The organism is Paenibacillus sp. J23TS9 (assembly GCF_018403225.1).
In the GTDB taxonomy this organism is placed as follows: Bacteria; Bacillota; Bacilli; order Paenibacillales; family Paenibacillaceae; genus Paenibacillus_AQ.
In genome coordinates this window covers 38176-65043 of sequence record NZ_BOSG01000001.1, presented here as the reverse complement: position 1 = coordinate 65043, position 26868 = coordinate 38176, and the positions used below count along the sequence as shown (strand labels likewise).

General features: G+C 48.4%; 23 protein-coding genes. All 23 read right to left on the bottom strand.

From position 1 onward, the window contains the following. Positions 1 to 6: 6 nt before the first annotated feature. The 23 genes from KJS65_RS00330 to KJS65_RS00220 all read right to left on the bottom strand — a co-directional run bounded on the left by KJS65_RS00330 (position 7) and on the right by KJS65_RS00220 (position 26843). The gene (locus tag KJS65_RS00330) at positions 7 to 2259 is read right to left on the bottom strand and encodes a helix-turn-helix domain-containing protein (RefSeq protein WP_213648086.1); all 2253 of its coding nucleotides are present in this window, start codon (positions 2257 to 2259) and stop codon (positions 7 to 9) included. Positions 2260 to 2490: 231 nt separating this feature from the next. Further along, on the bottom strand, positions 2491 to 3048 hold the full coding sequence (locus KJS65_RS00325; protein ID WP_213648085.1) for a GNAT family N-acetyltransferase: 558 nt from the start codon (positions 3046 to 3048) through the stop codon (positions 2491 to 2493). Between the two features lie 176 nt (positions 3049 to 3224). Next, positions 3225 to 4178, bottom strand: a complete 954-nt coding sequence (locus KJS65_RS00320) for an aminopeptidase (RefSeq protein WP_213648084.1) — start codon at positions 4176 to 4178, stop codon at positions 3225 to 3227. 48 nt (positions 4179 to 4226) lie between these two features. Continuing rightward, entirely contained in the window at positions 4227 to 4898 is a 672-nt protein-coding gene (locus tag KJS65_RS00315; protein ID WP_213648083.1) for an AroM family protein, read from the bottom strand. A 108-nt stretch (positions 4899 to 5006) separates the two neighbouring features. Further along, positions 5007 to 5951 (bottom strand): DUF1177 domain-containing protein, encoded by a 945-nt coding sequence (locus tag KJS65_RS00310; RefSeq protein ID WP_213648082.1) that lies wholly within the window; start codon positions 5949 to 5951, stop codon positions 5007 to 5009. Between the two features lie 46 nt (positions 5952 to 5997). Beyond that, positions 5998 to 7056 (bottom strand): S-methyl thiohydantoin desulfurase family protein, encoded by a 1059-nt coding sequence (locus KJS65_RS00305; protein WP_213648081.1) that lies wholly within the window; start codon positions 7054 to 7056, stop codon positions 5998 to 6000. 11 nt (positions 7057 to 7067) lie between these two features. Continuing rightward, a complete protein-coding gene (locus KJS65_RS00300) occupies positions 7068 to 8678 on the bottom strand; it encodes an OPT/YSL family transporter (RefSeq protein ID WP_213648080.1) in 1611 nt (536 codons plus the stop codon). 114 nt (positions 8679 to 8792) lie between these two features. Beyond that, the gene (locus KJS65_RS00295; protein WP_213648079.1) at positions 8793 to 9434 is read right to left on the bottom strand and encodes an aspartate/glutamate racemase family protein; all 642 of its coding nucleotides are present in this window, start codon (positions 9432 to 9434) and stop codon (positions 8793 to 8795) included. Positions 9435 to 9632: 198 nt separating this feature from the next. Next, positions 9633 to 11177 (bottom strand): PucR family transcriptional regulator, encoded by a 1545-nt coding sequence (locus KJS65_RS00290; protein ID WP_213648078.1) that lies wholly within the window; start codon positions 11175 to 11177, stop codon positions 9633 to 9635. A gap of 269 nt (positions 11178 to 11446) precedes the next feature. Further along, positions 11447 to 11761, bottom strand: a complete 315-nt coding sequence (locus KJS65_RS00285) for a CD3324 family protein (RefSeq protein ID WP_213648077.1) — start codon at positions 11759 to 11761, stop codon at positions 11447 to 11449. A 290-nt stretch (positions 11762 to 12051) separates the two neighbouring features. Continuing rightward, on the bottom strand, positions 12052 to 12651 hold the full coding sequence (locus KJS65_RS00280) for a TetR/AcrR family transcriptional regulator (protein ID WP_244864339.1): 600 nt from the start codon (positions 12649 to 12651) through the stop codon (positions 12052 to 12054). A 74-nt stretch (positions 12652 to 12725) separates the two neighbouring features. After that, positions 12726 to 13652, bottom strand: a complete 927-nt coding sequence (locus KJS65_RS00275) for an SDR family NAD(P)-dependent oxidoreductase (protein WP_213648075.1) — start codon at positions 13650 to 13652, stop codon at positions 12726 to 12728. A 144-nt stretch (positions 13653 to 13796) separates the two neighbouring features. Continuing rightward, a complete protein-coding gene (locus tag KJS65_RS00270) occupies positions 13797 to 15962 on the bottom strand; it encodes a HelD family protein (protein WP_213648074.1) in 2166 nt (721 codons plus the stop codon). Positions 15963 to 16204: 242 nt separating this feature from the next. After that, a complete protein-coding gene (locus tag KJS65_RS00265) occupies positions 16205 to 17752 on the bottom strand; it encodes an ABC-F family ATP-binding cassette domain-containing protein (RefSeq protein WP_213648073.1) in 1548 nt (515 codons plus the stop codon). Between the two features lie 320 nt (positions 17753 to 18072). Then, positions 18073 to 18474: a hypothetical protein gene (locus tag KJS65_RS00260; RefSeq protein WP_213648072.1), complete on the bottom strand. Its 402-nt coding sequence runs from the start codon at positions 18472 to 18474 to the stop codon at positions 18073 to 18075. Positions 18475 to 18510: 36 nt separating this feature from the next. Then, a complete protein-coding gene (locus tag KJS65_RS00255; RefSeq protein WP_213648071.1) occupies positions 18511 to 19470 on the bottom strand; it encodes a 3'-5' exoribonuclease YhaM family protein in 960 nt (319 codons plus the stop codon). A gap of 33 nt (positions 19471 to 19503) precedes the next feature. Next, on the bottom strand, positions 19504 to 20802 hold the full coding sequence (locus tag KJS65_RS00250; RefSeq protein WP_213648070.1) for an NCS2 family permease: 1299 nt from the start codon (positions 20800 to 20802) through the stop codon (positions 19504 to 19506). A gap of 150 nt (positions 20803 to 20952) precedes the next feature. Further along, positions 20953 to 21708, bottom strand: a complete 756-nt coding sequence (locus KJS65_RS00245) for a tRNA threonylcarbamoyladenosine dehydratase (RefSeq protein WP_136606726.1) — start codon at positions 21706 to 21708, stop codon at positions 20953 to 20955. Positions 21709 to 21732: 24 nt separating this feature from the next. Continuing rightward, positions 21733 to 23517, bottom strand: a complete 1785-nt coding sequence (gene aspS, locus KJS65_RS00240) for an aspartate--tRNA ligase (RefSeq protein ID WP_213648069.1) — start codon at positions 23515 to 23517, stop codon at positions 21733 to 21735. A gap of 21 nt (positions 23518 to 23538) precedes the next feature. Beyond that, complete coding sequence (gene hisS / locus KJS65_RS00235; protein ID WP_213648068.1) at positions 23539 to 24804, bottom strand: histidine--tRNA ligase; 1266 nt, start codon at positions 24802 to 24804, stop codon at positions 23539 to 23541. A gap of 647 nt (positions 24805 to 25451) precedes the next feature. Next, positions 25452 to 25925, bottom strand: coding sequence for a hypothetical protein (locus KJS65_RS00230; RefSeq protein ID WP_213648067.1), 474 nt, complete (start codon positions 25923 to 25925; stop codon positions 25452 to 25454). 91 nt (positions 25926 to 26016) lie between these two features. Next, positions 26017 to 26523 (bottom strand): type 1 glutamine amidotransferase domain-containing protein, encoded by a 507-nt coding sequence (locus tag KJS65_RS00225; RefSeq protein WP_213648066.1) that lies wholly within the window; start codon positions 26521 to 26523, stop codon positions 26017 to 26019. Positions 26524 to 26681: 158 nt separating this feature from the next. Further along, a complete protein-coding gene (locus KJS65_RS00220; protein WP_213648065.1) occupies positions 26682 to 26843 on the bottom strand; it encodes a hypothetical protein in 162 nt (53 codons plus the stop codon). Positions 26844 to 26868: the final 25 nt, after the last annotated feature.

Sequence of the window (26868 nt, the reverse complement as noted above, 5' to 3'; positions counted from 1 at the left end):
CAGTTATTAAAGCGCGGTCTTATCTTTATTTCTCCGGATCATGTGATCACGGTATTCGCCTGGAGACAGGCACACGATCTTTTTAAACATCCGACCGAACGATATCGCATTCACATATCCTACTTCTTCGGCAATTTCCTGGATTGTCTGATCCGTTTCCGCAAGAAGGGTCTGGGCATGGCCGATTCTGAGCTCGATCAAATAATCCACAAACTTCTGTCCGGTTTCCTCTTTGAATAATTTACTGAGCATTTTGGAAGAAAGATTGAACAGATCGCTTAAAAAGTCCAGGGACAGATCCGGATTGGCGAATTCCCGGTCCATGTATTCACGTACACTTCGGATCGTTTCGGAATGATTCCGTGTCACCTGAACCTTCTGAAGCTCCCCGTAAAACTGCTCCAGAGTCTGCTCGAAATTCACCTCCACCTGCTCCAGCGTATCCGATAGCTGAATTGCCTCCAGTAAGGTAGGCCGTCCTGTATGTTCCCACAGCTCCTGGTATTCCTTCGTCATTTTATCCATTTCACGTCCGATGGAGTAAATCAAATAATCCGCCAGGCTTATGATATGATCGCTGCTCAATATATTTTGTTCAATGCTGCGGATCAGCGTCTTGTATTTCTCCCGCCATTCCTCTTTTCCAAGCCTGAATGACTGGGCGATCGAATGCACCAGCTGAAAATAATCGAACATGGCGCCGTGCTCTTCCTTAGCGAGCAGATTATAGAAAATGATCCGGTTATTACCCAGAATCATTTTATATTTCAAAGCCTGCTGCGCTTGAGCATAAGAATCCGGAATTTCTTCCAGGTTATAGGCGGTCCCACCCGCACCAACCGTCACTGTGAGCTTCAAATGCTCCTCCACCCACTTCCTGGCATGATCCAAAATTTCTGTAACCTGCTTCTGCGGATCCTGCAGCTCTTCGATTTGCAAAAGCACTCCCAATGCATCATTGGCAATCCATTCGGTCCAAACGAAGCCGCCATGCTCTTGGGCTGTTTCTTGGATGACGCTTTTCAGGGCAAACTTCATCAAGTACTGGTCCTGCTGGGTGAACTGGCCACAGAACTGCGTGTATTTATCGATTTCGATGACGCATGCAACTTGTCGTTCAGCAAAATCATTCAGCTGCATCGTATCCCGCATGACCTCCCATTCTTCAGGTCTTGAGAAATGCTGGCCTTCCATTAACTGCTGAAACAAATAAGCCTTTTTCACATGAAGATCTTCGCGGTACTGCCGTTGGTAGCTGTTGGATTGCTCCAGCATCTGGTTAATGGCTGACTGGAGAAAAGTGAATTCGTCCTGCCCGTTCCCATGCAGCAGGGTTGTAGCTTTATTTTGAGAAAATTTCTGCACCTGGGAAACAATTTGCTCAATTGGCTTATAGCTTTTTTTGGCGGCATACACAATCCACGCCACTCCAGCTAAAATCATCAAGATTCCCAGCATAAACCAGATGTTGAAAAGCTGATTCGCCACGTTAACCCACTTTCCGTTAATCAGCCCACTCTGGTACTGCCAGCCGGTCACGGGAGAAATGGCCTGTGAAACGATATTTTGCTTCTTCTCTGCTTCAGAGACCGGAAGAACATCGCTGCCGCCTTGGTCAAGAATATGGATGTAGCTGACATCCTGGCTGTACATGCTTTCAATCGAATGATTGATTGCATCGGCGGATACGTTGACGACGAGGAAGCCTTGGCCGGTTTTGAGGAAGGGGGCTTTCAACGCTAAAGTAACAACCCGGTTTGGTCCCTTGATGCTGAACTCTTCGAATTTTCTGACCCCTGTCCAGCCGGCATCCTTCTTTTCCTGATTGATGTACGGTTTGATGAAAGGGTAATCCGGATAATCCTGCAATCCGGAGCTGGTGGCGCTGCTCAGGATGAAGTTGTCCTTAGTCCGAACGAGATAAATGGAGTCGACCAGAGGGTACGCGTTTTTGAAATTATTAATAATCTCAACGAGCTTGATATTCAAATAATAATCATTTTGTGTGCCGTTTTTATAAAATGCGGATATATCCGTGTTCTTCAGCATTTCGGTCATCAGCATCTGCTCGATGGTTTTGAGGGAGGAGTCGATGGAACTCATTGCTTGCAGAAGGAGGGTTTCATTGGCCTTAACGGCTTCCTTGCGGCTCTGATCACTAAGCAGCTGAAAAAACATGAAGAAAATAAAGGATATAACAATAAAAAAAGCAGGCATGTACGAAAAAAGCTGGCGGTAAAACCATTTGCGATTCCGCATCGGCTCCCTCTCCTTACGCTTGGATTCTCTTTCGGATGTCGTCTATATTCTGGACTTGCATTCCCTGAGAGGGTCGCAAATTAATTAAAACGCTTTCAAACACATGTGCATATTATAACATTCCAATCCATGGAATTCATTAGTGCCAAAGTAGGCAAATAAAACCCCCTCGGTATTCCGGGCTCAATAGCCATGGACTGCCGAAGGGGCTGATTACTAATGACTTCCGCTTTATTTTTTGTTCCGATAAGCTTTTTCGTGGTAACGGAGAATAGATTTGAATACGTTTATTCCATTATCATCAGGTTTTATGGGGCTATTCGCATCCAGGCTTACGTACATTGCTTTGTATGTCTCAGGCACCCAAATATACGTGTGGACATAATCCGTTGCCGTGTACCCCGCTTTTTTCCAAAAAGCGATTCTCTTGGCATTTTCTTCGCTGGGGTCTGCTTCCGCCTCAATCACGATGCCTCTGCAGTTTCTGGATTTCGCCCATCTTTTCAAATCTTCGAGGCAAGCCAGCCCCAAGCCTTTTCCGCGTTCACGTCTGCTTACCGCAATATAATCGATGACAAGCAAATTCTCCTTCGAATCCATTCCCGTCAGAGCCATGGCGACCGGAGCGGCTTGGATATACCACACATGCAGCGCACAGAGGCCTCTTTCAAACATTTTAACAATAATGCCCCTGTTTTTTCGCCCATGCTCCGGAAAGGCTTCTTCATAGACAGGCTCTGCCTGAAGCCACATTTCTTCATCCCATTGATCGGTAACCTGATGCCGCATACCATGATCTCCTTTATCAAAATCTTTTCTTTTCTAACTGCTCCCTTTAGTGTATCTCTGCATTCTCCCCATAAGCAAACGATAGGGTACAATATTTAAATTTGTAAACGAAAAAACACCGCAGACAAAATATGCTCTACGGTGTTTCTGTAAATATCGGTTAAGAATCAATCATGCTATTTGCCGATCAGCTCACCATTTTTCATGATAAGCTCATCGTTCAAGTACACGTCCGGCTTGCCGACGACGCAGTCGATATGAACCCCCGCCGCAACCGTTCCACCGAACGTGTTATTGCTGCCAAAGGCCACATGGATCGTGCCGTAGACCTTCTCGTCTTCCAGCACAACACCAGTAATTCTGGCCTTTTCATTCGTGCCTATGCCGAATTCTCCGAGCAATCTGCCATCGCCGTCTCCCAGCATTTGCAGCAGCTTTCCCCCTTCTTCCCCGCCTTCGGCAGCAACGAGACGCCCCTTCTCAACGCTCAGGACAATCGGACCTGCCAGCTTGCCGACACCGGCGATCGAACCGTCAACGACGATTTGACCTGTTGCAGAACCTTCGACGGGTGCAATGTAAGCCTCGCCGGAAGGTAGATTACCCGATTGACCCGGCTCCAGATACATGCCTGTGCTTGGTACGCCATCGCGGCCCTCAATGGAAAATTCCAGCGAATGGCCGTCTTTTTCGATTCGTACCTTGCGGCTTTGGGTCAGCATCTTCGTGACCTTCTCCGTCAGTGCTTTGACCTGCGTGTAGTCGGCGGCAATCGCGCCCTCCAGGAACATATCCTCCGTGATTCCCGGCATTGTCGCAACCCGGGCTCCGGCCGCTGCAGCCTGCTTGCGCGCCTGTGTGTGGGTAAGAGAATGCTTCGTGATGCACACGACAGCCTGTGAGTTGACCATAGCTGCGGCGACAGCCGCAGGCGGTTCTTGCCCGGACTTGCCCCGCTCCTTCATGACCATCAGCATAGCCTCTGCGCCCATACGTCTTCCCGCTTCGTAAAGTGACTCCGCCAGTTCCTTTCGGGTATCGTCGGTAACGACGAGAAAGGTCTCTCCGGCGTTTAGTCCAAGGCAATCCGCTAACGTTTTCATGCTTATTTCAATGATTTTTTCGCTCATTTTTTTATTAGCTTCCTTTCATTCGGGAAATATCTTGTATGGGCCGAATTATATCATTTCCGATACGATTTTTGCCATAATGGCATTGGAGAGGATGACAGGCAAGCCTGTCTCTTCGGCAACGAGTGCCCGCGCTTCTTCTGTATAACCCATGCAATCCAGCAGGAAAATATCCGCTTTGTCCTTCAGCTCGAATGCGGCGGCTTGGAAATTCCCATCCATGAACAAATACGGCGAAGCAACGGCAAACTCCGGATGAAGCCCCTGCGGCTCATATTTTGGCCTCAGGCTCTCCATCTGCTCTTCAAGCGGGACGATAACGCCCAGCCTTCTGCTGCCGACCATTGCTTTCACAACCGGAGGAATAATATGATCAGGCTCGATCAAATAAGACGTTCTGGTATGAAGTCCCGGGAATACGCCCGTGCACAGCAGGAGAATATGCTTTACTCCCTGCTCTTCCATTTCGAATATTTTATTTTGCAGGAGTGGCTGAATTTTATTCCGCCCCATAATAACGGACTCGCCGGTTGTTAACCGGGATGTCAATACGTAGTCATGTTCACCCGGCTGCAAATGGACGTCGATATATTCCTTCGTCAATCCATCCAGCACGCCGCACTGGATAATCTCTACCCGCTTAGGCAAATGCGCTTCCAGAATCGGGGTGACGTCTTTACGCGGCGCCTGACCGATCGTAATTACCCCAAGCTTCGTCATTGGTAATCCCCTCCACGCTTCATCATGAAACTTTCCTCAAAATCTTTCCAACAGCTTCGTTGACCTGTTTAAAAAAGGGAAGAGAACTATCTCCCTTCCCTTCCACATTTATTTTCCTTGGGCTTTGCCTGCGGTTTGCAGAGTTTTCATCGACCCGTAAAGCTTGCCGATCAATTCATATTCCACTTCATCATAGAAGGCACAGGTTCCATTCGTTACTTCCTTAGCGGTCTCCACTGCAAACCGAACCGCTGCAGCAATGTCTACTTCGTGACTGGCTCCCGTACCGCAGCCCGGAACAACGGATTGCGTAGTCACTGCGACGCCTACCACAGGTGCGGATGTCGCAACTGCCGGCTGCAAAATGGAGTTGATGTGATATAAATCGTTACCATAGGGCGTAATATCCTGCATTGTAATCGGGAAGGTCACCGGAAGTAGACCGGTCGTCATTTCCATAATACGCAAGAGATCTTCGCTAACCCGTAAAATATAGCCTTCTTTCACGGTAGGTGAAATGGCAAAACCCTTGTGATTGATCACGCGGTTGCCCTTGGTCGTATCGATTGAAAGAACAGCCTCCATCTCGGGCAAAACCTCATGAGCATTCATGGCACCAATATCAACCGGCGAATCCATAAAGTCGACCGGCTCATGCGGACGAGTCGGAGCATCGGGGCAGATATGAGTTGTCACGATGACATCGCCTTTCAAACGATCTCCTTTCGCCTGCATATCCGCCAGCTTCAGCGCTGAGGCCACCGCGGCTACAGCGCCATCGGCGTCGGACACGAGTCCGGTTCTGGTCGGACGGGCTCCTATCCCGCCAAGGCGTCCTACGATGCCAAATGTCGCGGCGCTCCCTCCATTTGCCTTGCCCTCGGTTCCCGGGATCATGATTTTAATGAAATCCGTGCTACCCTTCTCACCGGTCACTTTTTTGACCTCTACAGTGACATCCGGATAGCTGCCGAGCAGCTCCTTTACCTTTTCTCCGGTTGCATTTGCATCGTCCAGCGCGTCCAGCGCAATCATCGTTTGTTTTAATGTCATTTTTCGATACCTCCATGCTAGTCTGAAATGATGAGCCGAACATTTATTAAAAAATGTAATCCAAAACCGGCTTTTTAATGATATCTTCTACAGGCTGCAATAACTTTCTGTTATTCATCGTGCTGCTCAGCAGTAATTTCTCCCTTGGGACGACGATGATCGCGAGCTGCTGTCCTTTTTTAAGAGCGGCCGTAACGATCGGTTTTGCCGTTTTGACATCCAGTGTCATCATGAGATCCGGGAAAGTTGCGTAACGCTCTCCCCCCTTTTCCAGAGTCATGTATTCATTCCAGAAGGTCATCTCGAAGCCATCAATTCTTACCGTTCCGACATCGAAACCTCCCACTGTTTCAATCTCAAAATCCGTCACTTCCCCGGCGGCGACAACTTGTCCTCCGAGTTTCGTGGCGACGGCGGTGATTGCGGCTTCACCCTTTGCTCCAAGCAGCGCTTCGCCAACTTCAATCGCCTGCGTGATCGCGCCGGGAGCCCCGTTATTTCTGGCATACGCTGCCGTAACCGGGTTTCTCGCTACGGCGACCAAACCACCGGCTTCAACAGAAGCCTTGCGGATGAGCGAAGCTGCTTTGCCAAGTGAACCTGTGATGCTGAACTCCAAGTAATTATCGTCTTTACCGCCAACTGCGGTTTGATGCGATACATAATCCCCGACCTCAGTCAAATTCATCGCGCCCATCGTTCCTGTAGGGTGAGCTCTTCCATTGCAGGCAAAATCTACTAGAGGGATGCCTGTCATGACCGATTGCAGCCATCCGTTCACCGTTGTCCCGGCCCCGTTCTCATTCGTATGAATCGCGGAAATCGGTTTATGAAGCCCACGGGCCAGCATTTCCAGTGACCGTGCATAATGAATAGGCTTCAGAAATTTATCCTTTGCTCCGGGTGCCCCGACAAGCGATACCGTCACAAACGTATCGTTGTCAGCGAACTGGTCGATCGTATGCAGCTCAGGGGAACCCAATTCAAGCGCCAACCGTCCAATCTGCAGCCCCTCTTCGATCCAGCCTCCACCGCCGCCTCCCAAAATGGCGCCACCGAATACGGCACTTTCCATCATTCTCTCGTCCAATTTAATCGTGTTCATATCTTCAGCACCTACTTTCTGATTTTAAATATAGAATTAAAGAAGCTGTATATAGCATCGCCTGCGATGAAACCGGCAGCCAAAATACTCATTGAGGTCTCAGCTTCCTTGCCTTTCACTTTCAGCACGACGATCCGGATCAGGAGACCCGCAAGGACCGCCCAACAGGCATTTGGTGTCAGGATGAGCAGACCGGTTGCGAACATGACACCAACCTGGCGCTTCGCACCACCGATCCATTGCAAAATGGCTCCAGGTATCGCCCACACCAGCAGCTTCATCGCTACATCCGGTGAAGCTCCGGCTTGAATGGTTGATACATAGACGGTATCAATCGGCGGAACGAGATTCTGCGAGAAATACGAGTGATATGTCAGAGCCACGACAACCACTGCTACAGCAAAAGCAATCATGCCTGTCATATACTGCTGTTTTCGGCCCCGCCGTTCAAACTCTGGATCCTCCCCGTTGCCCCGAAGGATGTAACCGGTTTTCAGATCATAACCCATATCTGCAAACGCCGGACCCGTTGCGGCACTAAAGCCGGCAAGCAGGGCAAGCGCAACCGTCGGGAAACCGATCATCATACCGAATAACAAGGTAATGAAAGCGACCGCGAACGCCGGGAACCAACCCGAATGCATCGCAGCAATGCCGACGATAAGTTCATGGACGAACGCCGCAAAGGCGGCAAAAACAAGAAACCCGATCAGCATGCCGAAGGACATTTTCGTAATCAAGCCGCCGATAATCGCGATAATCAAGGCAATGATTAGGTAGGCGACAAATCCATAACCGAGTGCGCGTCTCGCCTCACCCTCCGTACGTGTGTATTTGCCGGCTTCAGCTTCCCGATCTTCTTTCTTCGGGCGTTTCAGGATAAGAAAAGCCGCTTGTACCAGCGCAACAATGCCCGCGCCGATCATGACACCATGCGCGATATATAGCTTGTCAACGTCGATGTTGAACCATGGAATCGAATATTGGCGGATCAAAAGCCCAATACCGAACATGCCAAGCGCCCAGATGTTACCGATGAACGCCACACCAAAAGCGGACATTGAAATATGGAAATAGGAGCCGATCAAGCCTACAACGGTTCCGACACCAAGCAGCCCAGCGCGTTTGCCGCCTTTATCACCGGCGATAATCGATTCGGCTGTCGCTACGCCTGGTGCCCAGGTTCCGGACGCCGGGAACAGCTTCGAATCAAACAACTTATACAAAAGTGCGGAGTCTACAAACATTGCAAGAGCCGCGCCGATCAGCATGGGGATAATCAGCTTGGTCTCTCCCATGACAAAAGGGATGCCGATGGGAATAAATAAACTGTTGGCTGCCCCAAACGTCGCGGAGGAAATCGAAGTTTGGACCAGGTTTTGACGGTGCACCGATTTATATTTTTTAAAAATCGCAATCGGTATTCTCGCGATCAGCATCGCGACAAGTGCCCCGATGATCGCTGTGTTTGGCGTCACACCCAGTGTCGTTACAATCTGAATGCCGACAATAGCGCCAAGAACGCCGGTTATGATATTGAGAATCAGGGCAAATGGTTCAAATATACTGGGATGCTTCTCTTTTTTGCCTTCTTGTCCCACATCATTCTTCATTTCGCTCATCCATATGCCTCCAATTTGTGTAAGTTGATCACTCTTTTAATTTTCGCGGCATCCAGATCGAAGACCGATAGAAAGCGATTCATCTACTGTCCATATAATCGTTCCGCATGCCGATCAGGAAGTTTGTTTATAAAAATTAGCAGCTATTAAGCCTTCCGATTCAACCGGATCGATGACCGGAATTTGCAATTCCTTGCGGATCACATCTGCAAACGAAATGGTCGCAAATCCCGTGCAAGCGAATACAATTGCTTTTGCACCTTTGTTAACCAGCGATCGTGCCCCTTCCAGAGCCATCCTGCGTCCCTCGTCCGTTAACAAATCCGTCGTATTTGTCACGCCTTCCGGACGGTTATAGCCAACAATCAGATCACCCAGCACGTCTTTCATCACGGGAGGAACGTCTTCAGTGATACCCATTAATCCAACCGGTTCGCCAAGCGCACGAGCCACCAGCGCTGCAGAGCTTCCCCCTCCGATTACGGGAATCGAAACACGACCGCGCAGCTCTTGGATACCGGGATCAGCTGCACAGCTGATAATCAGCAAGCGGCAGCCTTCCTTTTCCAGCCCGATGCCCAGCTCGACAATCTTCGGAATAGCTACCCTCTCCGACGCGTCGTCATAGATACCCAGTGGTTGGTCAGGAATACTTCTGCTTAGCACAGGTACACCAAAATGCTTTTGAATCATTTTCCCATGCGATTGAAGCACTTCATTATCTTTTGCGGTAAATACGCGAATTAACCCTATCACAGCTGACCACCCTTTCGTCCCTTTTCTATTATGTTAAATTTTATTACATTAGATTTTATTCTTTTACCTGTTAGCCAACAATGTACTCATCCACCAAAACTAAAAACGCCCCCTTGTGCTGGCAGCACAAAGGGGCAAACAAAGGCGATATATAAACACGATATATCTTCATTAGAAATTACAACAATAAATTTCTCCTCATGAATGATTCAATAAATAAAAAGCAGAACACAGATACAATTCATATCGAATTTGAGCGCTGCTCAGATCAAATCCCGTAATCGTTTTGATGCGGTCGATCCGATAATTGACCGAGTTACGATGGATATACATCCGTTTCGAGGTTTCATTCAGACTGCCGCCTGTCGCCAAATAATGATAGAGCGTACTGAGGTAATTGGTGCCACTTGCATTGTCATGCTCGGCGAGCTTACCGACTTTCTCTTCTACAAATCTGCCCAGCCGGGCCAGATCTGTCGTTTCCAGCAGTAATTGAATCATCTCGACCTCAGTGTACTTGAACAACTGGCGCCCCCTGTTCAATCTGAAACCGATCGATACCGCTGTCCTGGCTTCGTTATAGCTCCGGTGTGCTTCAAACAGCGAACAAGGCCGGCCGATACCGATTCGGACTGATTCCCATGATTTAAGCTGCCGATGAAGCTCGTCGCTCCAAAGTAACGGCTTATCGGGGTCTTGGGAGTGGTTATCCGCGCTCATAGATTTAATGGAAGGCAAAAACAATACGATTTTCCCTCCATAGATCTGAAGATGGGATCGGACCTTCCGAATTGCCGACTCCCTGCGTATGAATGATTGAATGGCTGCCATAACGGCAGATTCATCTTCGTTGTACATAGGATCATCCGTTTCAATGACAGCGACTTCCCATGACCATTCGGGAGCAAGTCCGAGCTGGCGTCCTCTCGATGCGATTAATCTTTCGTCTGCGACCGGGTTAAGAATCAGCTCCTCAAAGAACGTCCCCCTTAATCTGTTCTCGGTATCCATGGCAATCTTATCTCTCATTAATTCCAGCGAAAATACCAGCCGGGCCTGCTCAATCAACATCAGATCGAATTCATCCAGCTCCCGCTTCTCCACCACGAATTTCCCCAATATTTTATTATCGACATTAACCTCCCACTGACGGTTGTCTTTCGATGACCTATATGGATAGCCCTCCGGGGATGAAGCAAGCACCTCTCCGGCTTGATCGACAACCCAGATCGGTGAACCGATTAGCTCAGATACCTTATCGGCAACGACCTGCATGCCTCTATTGTTCAATACAAGGCCTGTCAGAGCCCTGTTTACTTCTTCGGACCGCTTCAGCAGCACAGCCTGTCTATTTAAAATTTGTTCCATGACATGATACGTAATATCGATATATGCCATCCCAATCGGAAGCTGAATGATCGGAACATGATACAGATTGCTTTTATCAATCATTTCCTGCGGAATATGAGGGATAAACCTTTCCGGTTTGATGGCGACCCCTGCTCCGTTCACTTTTGCGAGCTGTTCGACCATCTCTGCCAGAAGTGACGGGTTGTTACGCGTCGAGTAGCCGGTCGTCAGCACCATCTCGCCTTCCCGCAGCCAATTACCGATATCGGGCACCTCCCAAATATCGATATACTGCACGATACGATCCAGACCATCCTCTCCGCTGATCAGTGTTGCATGTTCCATGACAGGAAGCTTAAGCATTTCTCTAACCGTAAAGCCTTTCAGATTCATCTTCTCACCTCTAACGGTTCAAGGTTATCATGTATGAGCCTTCTTGCTGGTTCCATGACCGCTTGAATCATGTCTTTAATCAATTGTACCTCAGCTTTCCGGATTCATACTACCGAACATGATGGATATGTATATCAAACTTTTTTTATTTTTTTCGGGTCAAAAAAAACAGCCGTTCTCCTGTGAACGGCTTGCGGCGATTTGCTCTTTTAGCTAAAACTGAAATCATACCAAATGCTCATCTGAAAATGAATGGCCCTTGAAAAAGTCTAACGCTGTGCAGCCGCTTTCTGATTCAATGCTTCCGCCTCATGCTCCGACCGCTTTTTAAAAATTACTTTCCTGATGCTATCTACGGATAAATGATAGGTTTTCATTAAATGCTCTACCGAATGACCGCTGCAATGAAGATTATAGATCTCTTCGTTTCTGCGTTCGATCATCTGTCTGGTGCCGCTGTTAACTCCCCAGCCGACACGCTCATTGCTTTTCTTGGGAATATAAATGAGCTCACCCTCTATATACTTCTGAAGCTCCTTCAGCAAGCTAGGGGGCAGCACATCCCTCCCATTCCTGTAATTCACGATAAACGTCCTCCTTAGACGGATGATTGTTCCAATCTACGATTTTAGCGTTGAACATTTTATCGTTCCCTCCTTTCGATTATGTATTGTGTATTTTTAAAAGGTAATTAGGGAGGCCTATACCGGCCTCCCTGCACTTTGCGATTTCCGCTTTACGCGGAAACCACCTCGTAATTTGTGATCAAAATTGCATCAGCTCCTTTCTTTAGGAAAGTTGTCGGCCGTCCGACATCTTTATTAACTCATATTTAGAGCCTAGCTTCAAGCGAAAGAACGAGTATAGACGTTCTTTACCTTATTTTTTTGATCATTCTCATCAAGACATCTGCCTGACGGGTCCAGAAATCCTCTCCATACGGGCTTTCCTGAAGCATCAAGCCTGTAATGACAGAAAAGTAGCACAGCAGCAGTTGTACCGGTTCGCCCTCATAAAATTCTCCCAATTCCTGTCCCTTGATGAAAATAGGTACGAGGCGCTCAATTGTCATTTCAGGGGGATGCTGCCTAATCAAACGCTTCGCTGCTTCAGGCGCATCTTCCGATATCTGTACCTGGCGGATCAACAGAAATGACAGTCTGTTGTCCGGATCAAGCATCAGGCATGTAAAGGCTCTGATTTGTTCCGCAGGACTACCCGGGAGCTCGTGAATATGCCCCATTGCAGACTCGGCCTCATCCAGAGCTTCCTGCACCAGTTCGGTGAATAGCTCTTCCTTAGAGGAAAAATAACGGTAAGATAATCCCTGGCTAATACCCGCTGCAGCTGCAATGGAGCTTATTTTCGTACCGGCAATACCGTGCAGTGCGAATACTTTAAGTGCCGCTTTTTTAATTTGCCTTTTGCGTTCCTCGTGAATTTGTTCCAGCTGATGGTCGTTTAATGGCGACACTGCTGCTTCAACTCCATTCATAACTTATGTGATAACACCATTGTAGGGCTGAGGTCACGGAGCATCAAGTACTGTCACTTGGAAAAGGCGGCTCTAATCTGCTTCTCGCTGATCTCCCAAAGATGAGCAGCACTTTCGGAATCTTGGGCAGCCCTGGAGGAAGTCCCCAACTTCAAATCCTTGTAATAATTGCCGCTTTGACCCGTTAGTTCGGCGGATTCTGCGAGCCATACCAGTGTTTCCGCCCCCTTTTCAGGTGTACGGGAGAACGGCTTCATGCAGGCCATCGTCATTCTTGCGAGTGCGCCGTTATTCATGTTAAAGCCTGTGGACACGAGTCCCGGATCAAAGCAATTTGCCGTCACGCCGGTACCCTGCAATCTTTTGGCAAGCTCCACCGTGAGCAGCAGATTAGCTAGCTTCGTTTCGCCATATCGGAGATTGGCACCACCGAGAAGCCTTTTGAACGGACTATATAAGCGATGGCCATCCAGATCATCGTAACCAATCCCCTCTCTCGCCATTTTATGACCATGCGAAGAGGTGAAGATAATCCGGGCCTCTCTATTTTCTTTAAGACGGTCCAATAGCAGAATGGTCAACAGAAACGGTCCCAGATGATTTACAGCCCATGTCATTTCAAATTTATCTTCGCTCCAGTGTCTCTGATCGTAAAAGGCACCTGCATTGTTGACCAGCACATCAATATGCGGGCAAGCTTCGAGAATTTCACCGGCAACCTGCCGAACAGAGCGGAGAGAGCCCATATCAGCTATAAAAATATCGATTTGGTCATGATGCATACCACTTTCCGTACGGATCCGTTCTACGCATTCCACGGCTCTATCCCTGTTCCGGGCAATGATGCCGAGTCTTGCACCATCCTTTGCCAGCTTAAGCGCCGCGGCAAGCCCAATGCCACTGGTTGCCCCTGTAATGAGTACATATTTGTTCCGGATAGACCATGGCAAGACCGAATTTTCCTTTTGCACATTTAACATAATTATTCCTCCGTTTTGTTGAATGAATTGTTCATTCATTTATAAATCCACTATATTCTGTTTTATTGATTTTGTCAACGCTTGGAAAAATAAAAAAAAAGAGAACTGTCTTCATGTGACAGTTCTCTTTTGCAGCAAGCCGGATTACCAGCCTGTGACCGCAATATCTTCGTGCATATTTTGCAAATAATCCGGAAGAGGGCCTTCATGCATCAGCCACAGCTCATGGAGTGCACGCGTGCAGCCCACATACATCAGCTTGGCATCCCAAGCCGAAGTACCATAATGCACCGGATCCGCGTCCGCTACGATAACAGCATCGAATTCAAGACCTTTCGAGAGGTAGACCGGCAGGACGGAAAGTCCTCCCTCATACGCTTTTTTCCCGCCATCGATCAAATGAAGCTCCGGAATGTCAGGCAGCAGCTGTTCATACAGCTCCTTCGCTTCCTTAAGAGTCCGTGTCAAAATAGCAACCGTGCGGTATTCACCCGTAGACAGCTTCTGCATCCCTTTGCGGAGATCATTCAGCCGCTCCTGCTCATGACCCCCGTAAGGAATCATACGTACCGGATTTCCGCTCCGGAACACCGGTACGGCAAGGAGATCGCTGTTCACACCCTTTTCCAAAATACGGTTGGCAAATTCTATGATTTCCATGGTCGATCGATAGCTTCGCGTCAGGGCAAAATAAGCCGTTTGCTCCGGAGCGAACAATGAGCTCATTTCTTCCCAACTGTGGACTCCCCGGTACGCATGAATGCCTTGGGACAGATCGCCGAGTATGGTAAAGGAATGACCTCGAACAAACAAATCAAGAACGGCAACCTGGAACGGAGAGAAATCCTGCGCCTCATCAATAACAATATGATCAAAGCGCTGTTCACCCGTAATGTCATGGAGCAGATAATGGATGTACAGAAGCCCTGGCAGGTCCTCTTCACGGATAATATCCTTTTTCAAATCCTTTTGCGTTGATTTCATTACACTGTCCGGAATAAGCGCAAGCAGTTCCTCAGGCCAGCCTGCCTGCAGCTTCAACGCCTTGAACATCTGCTTATACAGCACAAGCGGCTCGTATTTCGGCCATTTGGTCGCATAGGATTTCTCGCGCTGGGCTGCCTTTTTCTTCCGTTCCTTCAGCGCCGCAGCCGATGGCGATTTCTTCAGCTCCATCTCGACCCAGCGGTGAATTCTCGCCATGACCCGTTCTTTGCGCTTAGCTAGCGGATACGGCTTGTATTCCTCATTGAACCAGTGAAGAATCATACTTCGCTTCAGCACAGCACCTTCCCACGGCATGAAATCCGCTTCGGGCACTGAAACATTTTCCATGGATTCCAGGCAGCTGCGAATCATATTCATGAAGCTGATTGAGCCCTTAAACCGGCCGGGTACCTCATCATTCACTTCAGGCATCCCTCCAGCTGACTCAAACCAGTAATCAAGCGTTTCGGACGTATCCGCAATCGCAAGATCTATGCCAAGCAGCTTCAAGGCCCAATCCGTGAACGTACTCTGCTGGATATCCCCTACACCAAGCTCTGGCAGCACATCCGAAATATAATCCAGGAACATATGGTTCGGCGCGAAAATAATCATTTTCTCAGCCGTAACCTGCTCCTTATACTGATACAGCAAAAAGGCGAGACGGTGAAGGGCAACGGTTGTTTTTCCGCTTCCCGCAACCCCCTGAATGATCAGTGCCGTGTTTTTCGCCGCTCGAATAATCTGGTCCTGTTCCGCCTGAATGGTGGAGACGATATCACGCAGCTTGTTATCCTTGTTCTCACCCAGCCGGTAAACGAGAAATTCATCCGATACAGCCGGCTGATCGCTGTCGCGGTCATACGTATCGGATACCCGTTCCAAAATTTGTTTCCGGATGACTAGGTTGCGTTTTAAATACACCAGGCCCTCAATGGTTCCCTCCGGTGCTTCGTACGCAGCCGGGTCATCGCCCCCGGTAAAGGAATAAAATACGCTGGCAATCGGTGCCCGCCAATCAATGACCATCGGCTGATCTCCGACTTCCCCGTGATCCACACCGATTTTTCCGATATAGAGCGGTTTTGGCTCTCCATCTTTGTTTTCTTGGAAATCCAGCCGTCCGAAGTAAGGTGCCGGCAGGCTTTTGGCCAGCGACTGCCTTTTCTCCTCACGTCCTGCCTCCAGAACTTGCTCAGTAAAGTCATGTCCTGTATAGACATCGATGCCGCGCAGCCGCCCAAGCTGCTTATCAATTTCCGCAATAGTTGCATTTAGCCTTCGCTCTTCCTCTTGATAGGCACTTTGAAAAGTCTGTTCCAATTTCAGTTACCTCCTAAAAGTTTTTCCGTAAGCCGAGAAGGCTTCGGGGGGACGGTTGACTGTTAATTGGCGTCCGTGAAAAGTTTTCTTCTTCATGAAACCACCGCCAAGCCGTCCCAACCCTGGTAAGTCGATGCTTTTGCTCATAAAGCCTAAGCCCGCTTAGAAAGGATTTTCAGTATATCACACTGAAAGTGCATTCACCATAGGGGCCATTTGAAAACTCATCCCAGTCCACGGAATTACCGCAGACTTGCTCTCCATTCTCCCACCGTCCACACATCCGTTACCCAATCCTTATAAAAGGCCGGTTCATGGGAAACAAGCAGAATTGTTCCCTTATATTCCTCAAGTCCTTTTTTCAGTGCTTCCTTTGCCCTGATATCCAGATGGTTCGTCGGTTCATCAAGGACCAGCAAGTGACTAGGTGTAAGCATCAGCTCCGACAGCCGCACCTTGGCCTGCTCACCACCGCTGAGTGCGCAGATCGGCTTGCGGATATGCTCTGCCGTAAGGCCGGACATGGCAAGCACCTTGCGGATGTCTTTTTGCGTCAGGTCAGGCCGCAGCGCCCATACCCTCTCCATCGGCGTTTCTCCTGATGCGATATCCTCCTGACGATAATAAGCCGCTTTTACCTGCTCCTGCGCAATTAACTCTCCTTCCAGCGGTTGGATGTGGCCAAGCAGAGTATTTACAAGTGTAGACTTGCCCGCACCGTTTTCACCGACAATCGCAATTTTATCGCCTCTGCGCACCTTCAGCGACACAGGCTTGAACAGAGGACTGTCGTAGCCAACCTTCAATTGCTTTGTCTCAAAGACCGCCGCTCCTGCTGTAACGCCAGGGGTAGCAAACGTGAATCGCGGGGAAGGGCCATCTGTCGGCTTCTCGACTCGGACAATTCTACTGAGCATCTTCTCGCGGCTTTTGGCCTGCTTGGCTTTACGGATCCGATTCTTGTCGATAAAAGCTTCCAGCTTTTCGATCTCCTTGCTCTGCTTCTCAAAAGCCGTATGCTGCTGGGCCTGCCCAAGTGCCAGCTCTTTCTTGAAATGCTGGTAATTGCCGGCATAGCGTCTGATGTTTTGATGGGCCAAATGAAAAATAACCGTCGTAATTTCATTCAGAAAATGCTCATCGTGAGAAACGACGATGTAAGCATGCTTGTAGCGTTTGAGATAACCGGTAAGCCATTCGATGTGGATCGTATCCAGGTAGTTCGTAGGCTCATCGAGCAATAGCACCTGTGGCTCCTCGAGCAGCAGCTTTGCCAGCAATAGCTTGGTCTTTTGCCCTCCGCTAAGCAAACTGACATCCTTGTCGAGTCCCATATCCATGATGCCGAGGCCTGACGCGATATCTTCAATTTTGGAGGAAACCTGATAAAACTCATGATGCTCCAAAGCTGCCTGGAGCTCCCCGTAATTCCGTAATAGGGCATCCAGCTGATCGCCCGCATCCGCAAAGCGCTCCGCGATGCTGTTCATTTCCCTCTCCATATCATACAAATACTGAAACGCCCGCTCCAAGTATTGTCTGATGGTAGTTCCCGGCTGCAGGCCGATATGCTGCTCCAGAAACCCGACCTGCACCTGCGATGCCCATTCAATTTTGCCCGCATCCGGCAATAAATTGCCGGTAAGCAGACGGAACAAAGTGGACTTACCGGCGCCATTGACGCCGACCAAACCGGCATGCTCACCTGGAAGCAAGCGGAAATTCATATGTGCAAACGTCATCTGATCACCATACATATGCGTCAGATCGGTAACATTTAAAATACTCATGATTTTTCTCTCCTTTTGGTTTTCAACTTGATTAGAAGCGAAAGCCATCCGGAGAAACAGTAGTATGAAATTTAAAATACAGGGTTGCTTCTCTATCTTTGCCGGGCATAAAAAAAAGAGTAAGGCGAATACACCTCACTCCTTTACGCTATAGCAGAGTAAGAAAGGATTCGGATCATATCAACTGTTCTCGAGATGGCTTGTTAAAAAAGGGCAGACTTCTCCCGTTTTAGGCCAGTTCTCTTGTTAGAACAGTAGATAATATTTCCATTTCCTTTCCACCTCATGTCGTCATATTTTAAAGACAGTTACGCCAAAAATTATATTAGAGTTCTTTCGCTTTTGTCAACCTCTTCCACCTTTTCGAGCTGACTGATACGGTAATAGCCCGATGGAGTCCAGCTTTGGGCCGATAAAGAAAATTGATCAAAGCTGCAATAAACGGACATTCCACCCGAAATAACAGTCCGAATCATTCCTGTTCCGTATTCCGGATGCTGCTTATGTCTGACTCTGATACCTGGACTCCATTCAGGCAAATTGAGCGAGGCAGAACCCGGCATCAGTTCCATCTCCCTGATCCCCTCAGCGGCCCGCTGAAGCTGCTCTGCGAGCTGCGGGAATCCGGTGTTTGAATCCAATCCGGCTCCATCTATGTGCTTGCCTCTTCGCTTAGAGAACCTTAAAGTCTTTTGCGGAGCGTCGTTATGCTTCTCTGTCACTGATATATTCGCTCCTATGCTGTTATTACGATCTTTCTATTCCCCTTTGGCCCGATAGAATGCCTTATTCTCCAGAGCTCGGACCGGAGAGGTCCAATCATCGGTCGTAGGCATCGTGGAGATCGCATCCTCCGCAGCCTGCAGCTTCGCGTCCATTTGATCGATCAAATGCAGCGCGAGCGCTTCGGGTATTTGCGGCTGTACCGTACTACCCCATTCAGGTAAATTATGATGAGCTAATATCATATGCTGCAGCAGAACGATTTTTTCAGAGTTTACATCCATGCCATGGATAACTGCTGCTTCTGTAACCCAGCCTGCGGCAAGCGGAATATGTCCGATCAGCTTCCCGGTAAAGCTATACTCGCTGACGATACCGAGCTCTGCCGTCAATTCTTCCGTCTTGGCAATATCATGCAAAATGATGCCAGCGACCAAAAGGTCCCTGTTCAGAAATGGCCGCTGTCTGCATATGAATTCTGCCAGCTCCAGCATACGCACCATATGGTAGGCCAGACCTGCATAAAATGCGTGATGCATCCCTTTAGCCGCAGGATAATGCATCAGTTTGTCACCAATCTTGCTGAAGCAGTGGTCAATAATGACCTGCATCTCCACATCCTGAATACTGGATGCAGCTGTTTTGATTGTATATACGAGATCATTTGGCGGAACAGGAGCCGCACGCACAAAATCGGTAATATTATAACCTTCATCATCCGATACCGGACGGATTTTATTAACCTTAAATTGCAGGCGCTCACGGTACAACTGAACTACACCCCGCACCTTAACCAGCATGGGTGCAAAAAATGTTTCCTTGTCCGTTGAAGAAGCATCCCAGTACTTGGCCGAGATTTCCCCGCTGGTATCTGAAAGAATAATATCGAAATAATCCTTCGGGGGTGTAGAATTAGTCTGCTTCACGTTTACAGATTTTAATAGATAATACCCCGTAACTTCCTGTCCTTCTGTGAATGATTGTATAAGTGTCATGTCATTCCTCCTCCCCAAGTCTCTTTTTCAGTACTACATTAATGAATGCAGGACAAAGTTGGCAACAAACAAGGCGGCTATGCCATAAAGCACAGGAGAAACATCTCTACCTTTTCCCCGGGCAAGCTTTACAACCGGATAAGCAATAAATCCGAAAGCCATGCCATCCACAATACTGTATGTGAAAGGAATCATGACCATGATCAGAAATGCCGGAAAAGCTTCCGTGAGATCGCCAAAATCCATTTCCTTGACGTTCTGAACCATCAATCCGCCAATCACAATCAGTATCGGAGCAATTGCGCTGTCAGGGATATAAGCGAGCAGCGGGATGAAAAAGAACGTAGCTCCGAATAGAACAGCAGATACGAGTGAAGTCAGACCGGTTCGTCCGCCAGCCGCAATGCCCGCCGTTGTCTCCGCCGCAGCCACGACTGGACTGCTGCCGAAAATGCCGGCAAAAATATTCGTCAGCGATAATGCCCGCAGGCTTCCCTTGAAATTCTCCGGACGTTCAATCATCCGGGTCTGCGCCGCGATCAATCCGATGTTCTCAAACACAACGATTAGCAGCAGCAGAAATACCGCGATCCAGAACACCAGGCTGCCGATACCCGACCACGACAAATGCCCGAATATTGCACCATACTGTTTGAAGATATGACCGGACTCCATCTGCTGTGCCGGCTTGACAGCTCCGAGCAGGTAAGCCAGCCCCGTACCCGCAAGGATACTGATCAGAAGTCCCCCCTGAATACCGCGAATAAAGAGAACCAAAGCAAGCAGCAGGGTAATGCAGGCTACGATGACCGAAGGATCACTAAAATGGCCAATCGTCACAAACGTTGTCTGATGCGCAATCACAATTTCACTCTTTTGCAGGCCAATAAAGGTCAAAAACAAACCGATCCCGACAGTGATCCCATGCTGAAGATTTTGCGGTATCGCTTCGCTGATAATCCGGTACAACGAGGTAAAGGTCACTATTGTGAACAGAACACCCGTCACGGCCACGACCATCAGGGCTTCCTCCCAGCCCAGTTTCATGGAATGAACCAGCGTATAGGTGAAGAATGCGTTAATTCCCATGCCCGGTACAACCACAATCGGCGATTTACCGCCAAATGCCATGAGCAAACATCCTGCGATCGAGGTCAAAATGGTGCCGATCATTGCTGCTTTCAGTGGCATTCCCGCATCATGCAGGATGTTTGCGTTTACCATAACAATGTATACGACTGAAAAATAAGATACCGCCCCGGCAATGAGCTCTTTCTTCCAGTTGTCTCCCGGTCTTAAACCGAGACTTTTCTGCCAAAATCCAGATTTCAAACAGATCCTCCTCTTTCCTTTTACCACCAAGCATTCTAACAAAACGCTTATATCTTACCCCAAGTCGAAACAAAAAGGCGTGACCGCCGTTATATACGGCCATTCACGCCATATGATTGTACCACATTTTAAAATGCGATAATGCTCTCTTTATACTTCAATCCCAGCTTTCTTCAGCAAATCCTTGACGGCTACGCTAACCATGATCAGTCCTGCAACAGGAGGAACGTAAGCATTACTGGCAGGAGGCTGCTTGGCTTTACGGATGGCTGGAGCGTTTTCGGGTACGATTTTTTCCGTTACATCCACGCGCGGCTTCATAGGCTCTTCGGTCGAGAATACGACTTTCACGCCTTTTTTGATGCCATCCTTGCGAAGCTTGGTGCGGATCACCCGTGCAATCGGGTCGACCGTCGTCTTGGAAATATCAGCTACCTGGAATCGGCTTGGATCCATCTTATTGGCAGCGCCCATGCTGGAAATCAGCGGGATTTTGCGTTTCAGGCATTCTTTAATCAGATGGATTTTGTAAGAAACCGTATCGGACGCATCCAGCACATAATCCAGATCAAATTTAAAGAGCTCTTCGCAGGTTTCTTCGGTATAAAACATATTCAATGCGATTGCCTCGCATTCGGGGTTGATCAGCTTAACACGCTCTACCATCAGATCGGCTTTTTTTTGGCCAACGGTTGTGGTAAGAGCATGAATTTGACGGTTGATGTTGGTAATATCCACTACATCCTTGTCAATCAGAATCAGCTTCCCAACGCCCGTGCGGGCAAGGGCCTCCACCGCAATGGAGCCCACACCGCCGATACCGAGCACAGCCACTGTGCTATTTTTCATAGCTTCCAGACCTTCCGGCCCTATAGCTAGTTCTGTACGGGAAAATTGGTTGAGCATAGTGTATGGAGGCCTCCCTCTATTTTAGGCATTAACTTTTTTGTCTTCAGGTTTTTTCGCCAGTTTGATATGAAGCTGATCAAGCTGCGAAGAATCCACCGTCGACGGTGCGTCCATCAGCAGATCCGTGGCGCTTGCCGTTTTCGGGAATGCGATGGTCTCGCGCAGGTTGGTGCGACCTGCCAGAAGCATGATAAGGCGGTCAAGACCAAAGGCAATGCCGCCATGCGGTGGCGTGCCATATTCAAACGCATCCAGCAGATAGCCGAATTTCTCACGTGCAACTTCTGGAGACAGACCCAAGGCATCGAACATTTTCTCCTGAATATCGCGCTTGTAAATACGCATCGAACCGCCGCCTACTTCATAACCATTCAGTACGATGTCATATGCTTGTGCACGTACTTTAAGCGGATCGGTGTCGAACAACTCCAGATCCTCATCGTTTGGACGGGTGAACGGATGATGTTCTGCCACATAGCGCTTCGCATCCTCATCATAGCTGAGCAGCGGGAAGTCGGTAACCCACGCGAATTTATATACTTTGTCATCGATCAGGCCGAGCTGACGTCCGATTTTCAGGCGAAGTGCGCCCAGTACATCGGCAACAACCTTTTTATTGTCAGCAGAGAACAAGAGCAAGTCGCCGTCTTCGGCACCTGTACGTTCTCTTACAGCTTCGATTTCCTGTTCGGTAAAGAACTTCACGATTGGCCCCTTGAATTCGCCGTCCTTCACTTGAATCCAAGCCAGACCTTTCGCGCCGTACCTAGCAGCATAAGGTCCAAGATCATCAATGTCCTTACGGCTCCAAGTGCCGCAGCCTTTCGCATTCAAACACTTCACTTCTCCGCCTTTTTCAATCACGGAAGCGAATACTTTGACGCCGCTGCTGGCTACGATATCGTTCATTTCTACCAGCTCAAGACCAAAACGCAGATCAGGCTTGTCAGAGCCGTATTTACCCATTGCTTCGTCATATGTGATGCGTTGGAACGGCAATGCCAGCTCCACGCCGATCGTTTCCTTGAACAATTTCACCATCAGCTGCTCCATCATATTCAGGAGCGTATCACGGTCGAGGAATGAGGTCTCGATGTCGACTTGGGTAAATTCAGGCTGACGGTCAGCACGAAGATCTTCGTCCCGGAAGCAGCGGGCGATTTGATAATAACGCTCCAGACCACTGACCATCAGCAGCTGTTTGTAAATTTGCGGCGACTGCGGCAGTGCGAAAAATTCGCCTGAATGCACACGGCTAGGTACCAGGTAATCACGGGCGCCTTCAGGTGAGCTCTTGGTCAGAATCGGAGTTTCAACATCGATAAACCCGTTTTCGTCCAGGAAATCACGGAATATTTTGGATGCTTTTGAGCGCAACATCAGCGTTTTTTGCATTTCCGGACGACGGAGATCCAGATATCTGTATTTCAAACGCAGCGATTCATCGACCTCAACACCGTCTTCAACGAAAAACGGAGGTGTTTTAGCCGCGTTCAGTACCTCAATTTCGGTAATGTGAACTTCGATTTCACCTGTCGCAAGGTTAGGGTTGATCGTTTCCTGATCGCGTTGAACGACTTTACCGGAAACCGCCAGCACATACTCACTACGCACTTTGTCAGCTACAGCCAATGCATCCCCCGAGTAAGCAGGATTGAACACGACTTGCACGATACCACTGCGGTCACGCAGATCAATAAACAGCACGCCTCCAAGATCACGGCGGGTTTGTACCCAGCCGTTCAGTGTAACGGTTTCTCCAATATGGCCTGTTGTCAGGCTTCCGCATTGATGAGTCCTAAGCATGTTTCTCATACCCCTTTTCTATTATTCAGCCTTTTCGGCGAATTCCCTTAATTTCATAAGAAGCTCACTCAGCTTAACCGTCTGCTGCTCGCCTGTAGCCATCGACTTCAGCGCAATTTCGCCCCGCTCCAGTTCATCGTCTCCCAAGATCGCCGTCACTTTGGCATGGAAGCGGTCAGCGGACTTCATTTGGGCTTTCATTTTTCTGCCCAGATAATCGCGTTCAGCCGACAATCCTTCTTTACGCACAAGGTACAGCTGTTTCGTAATCTCACGGTCAGCGGCTTCGCCCAAAGCAACAAAATACACATCAAGCGCTTTGATCGCATTCAGATCGATTTCCTGTTTATCCAGAATCAACAGAATACGTTCCAGTCCAAGGCCCAACCCGATCCCCGGCTGCTCCGGTCCGCCGATTTCGCTGACTAAACCGTTGTAACGTCCACCGCCGCCGATGGTGTCGATAGCACCGATTCCTTGAGCCTTATACTCAAAGGCCGTGTGCGTGTAATAATCGAGACCTCGAACCAGCCGGTGATTCACGACGAATTCAACTTCCATAGCCGTTAGGTACTGTTTCACTTGCTCGAAGTGATTTGTGCATTCCTCATCCAGACTGTCCAAAATCGAAGGCGCATTCGTGAACTTGTCCTGGTCCACCTTGCAATCCAGCACCCGCATCGGGTTGCGGTCCATCCGGGACTGGCAGTCCTTGCACAGACTGTCTTTCATCGGTGTGAGAAATTCCAGCAGCCTTTCACGATAAGCCGCGCGGCTTTCAGGATTGCCAACGGAGTTAATCTCCACTTTGACTCCCTGCAGTCCCAGTTCCTTGCAGAACTGATAACCGAGAGATACCACTTCCGCATCAATGGCTGGATCAACCGCTCCGAAAGCCTCAACACCGAATTGATGAAACTGACGGTAACGACCCGCTTGCGGACGCTCATAACGGAACATTGGACCGATGTAGTACAGCTTGCTCACATCCGGCTCCCCATACAGCTTGTTCTCCACATAAGAGCGGACAACCCCTGCCGTGCCTTCCGGACGAAGCGTCATACTGCGATCGCCTTTATCTTTAAACGAATACATTTCCTTTTCGACGATATCCGTCGTCTCTCCAACGCCCCGTTCAAACAACTCCGTTTGCTCAAACAAAGGGGTGCGGATTTCCCGGTAATTAAAACGCCGGCATAAGTCTCTTGCTTTCTCTTCGACAAACTGCCATTTTTCAACCACACCCGGCAAAAAATCCTGCGTACCTGTCGGTTTTTGGTAAGCCATGGTTTGTTCTACCCCCATTCAAATTGATCTTTTTCTGTATTCCAATCCTCACTCATCAAAGCATAGGTTTGTATAAGGATATAACAAAAAATCCCCCGTCCCGCTGCTTTAAAAAGCAAACAGGGACGAGAGATTGTTATTTATCAATCACCCGTGGTGCCACCCACATTCCGGACACCATAAATTCATGTGTATCCGCTTCATAACGATTAACGCCCGTTCCGCGCAGTGCGTCTACTCGCAGGGAAATTCCTAAATAAAGGAGCTTCCAAACTTTCGCCGTCTGTTCTCGGGGAAGTCATTCATTCGGTCATCCATAGAATCCTTCCAGCCTAAGGGATTCCTCTCTGCATGGTGGGGCGCGAACTACTTGGTCCCGTCATTGAATCAAATTTAGATTATTTTTAGATTGTAATGAACCGCTGCACTAAAGTCAAGTGGCAAACAAAAGAAAAACCTACAATCCGTATTGTAGGTCCAAAGGTTATATATTAAAAAAGGGGGTCATGCTTGTTATTATAAACAGGCTATATTAAGGGAGTATGAATCTAATATTACAGTTATATTACAAACGGGAAAGCGCTTTATATATGATCCAAAATAGCTCTCCATCCCGCAATGAATACGGGTTTGGAGAGCTGTCTTCTTTAGTCGAAGATTTCAACATAACCGCCATTGTTGCGCAGCTTATTGAGAACTTCCGCATAATCTTCATCACTTACCTTACAGGATAGAACATAATCCAGGTCATCATAATTATCCGCATTCAGGTCAGCAAAGCCAAGCACGGGTTCATCCTGATCAATATCCCTGCGCGTTTCACGCTCCTCGGGAGGCGTATCCTCGCTCTGACGGTAGATATCATTCTCATCATCCACAACAGGCACTACCGGAGCGCTATAACCTACACCAGGTACCCCAACCGCAGCTGAAGCACCGCCGGTATTCATATTCCCCGCCATGCTCACTGGCGCGATCGGCAGTAGGATATGTCTGTTTCCGTCGAGTGTCGTACCTAGGCGGCTGACTTCCAAATGTTCGGTATGTGTTCCGATCAATTTGGTTTTTGCGCTCTCCGCGTCATCCTCATTCTTGAAGTAAGCTTGTATTTGCTTCGTCATGATCATTACCTCCTCATTTTTAGGATTCTCGCAAATCCTTTTTAACATAATGAATCATAGGCCAAGCTTCAAAGCACTCCTATTTGATGGATTACAGCACTTTCAGCAGTTCCCGGACAAAGGCCGGTTCGTCTTTAGGAGTACGAGAAGTAATGTAGTTACCGTCCACGACAACCTCTTCATCTTTAAATTCCGCGCCTGCATTGACCATATCATCTTGAAGCGGCGGATAAGAGGTAATTGTACGGTCTTTTAACAGATCGGCGCTCGCAAGAATTTGCGGGCCATGGCAGATGGCTGCTATGGGCTTCTTCGAGCCGTTCATTTCTTTTACAAATTTCAGTATGTCAGGATCCAGACGCAGATTCTCCGGAGAAGAACCACCCGGAATGACGACTGCATCATAGTCAGCCGCATGAACCTCGGAAATGGATTTTTCAGCCGTGTAGGTAGCTTTACCGTTTTTCCCCTTCAATGTTTCACCCTTCTGGAGTCCGATAATATCCGTTTCATGACCTGCTTTGTTCACTTCATCATAAGGTACCTTCATTTCTGAATCTTCAAACGCGTTAGCCAGTAAAAAAGCAACTTTACTCATGGATTTCGATCTCCTTTCAGGTTGTTGTCCACGCTTTGTTATTACCCTAATACGAATGCTTTATAACACACGGACCCATGTTTGAAGTGATTACATTAAAAAAAGAGTCAGGCTCTCCACAAAGGAAACCTGACTCTTTAAATTCGTACCAGCAGCGCTTAACGTAATTGGTACGGTGATGATCCTTTCCCCTTGCTGTAACCATTCCAGAGTGGAAAAGGAATTTCGCCTGCCCGTTCCAGCTTGACTGCTTCCTTAACGGATTCAAGCGGGATCAGCGGCATCAATTTCAATGTAAATGCATGGGAAGATTGACGCATAAAATGACGACTCCTTTGGATAAAA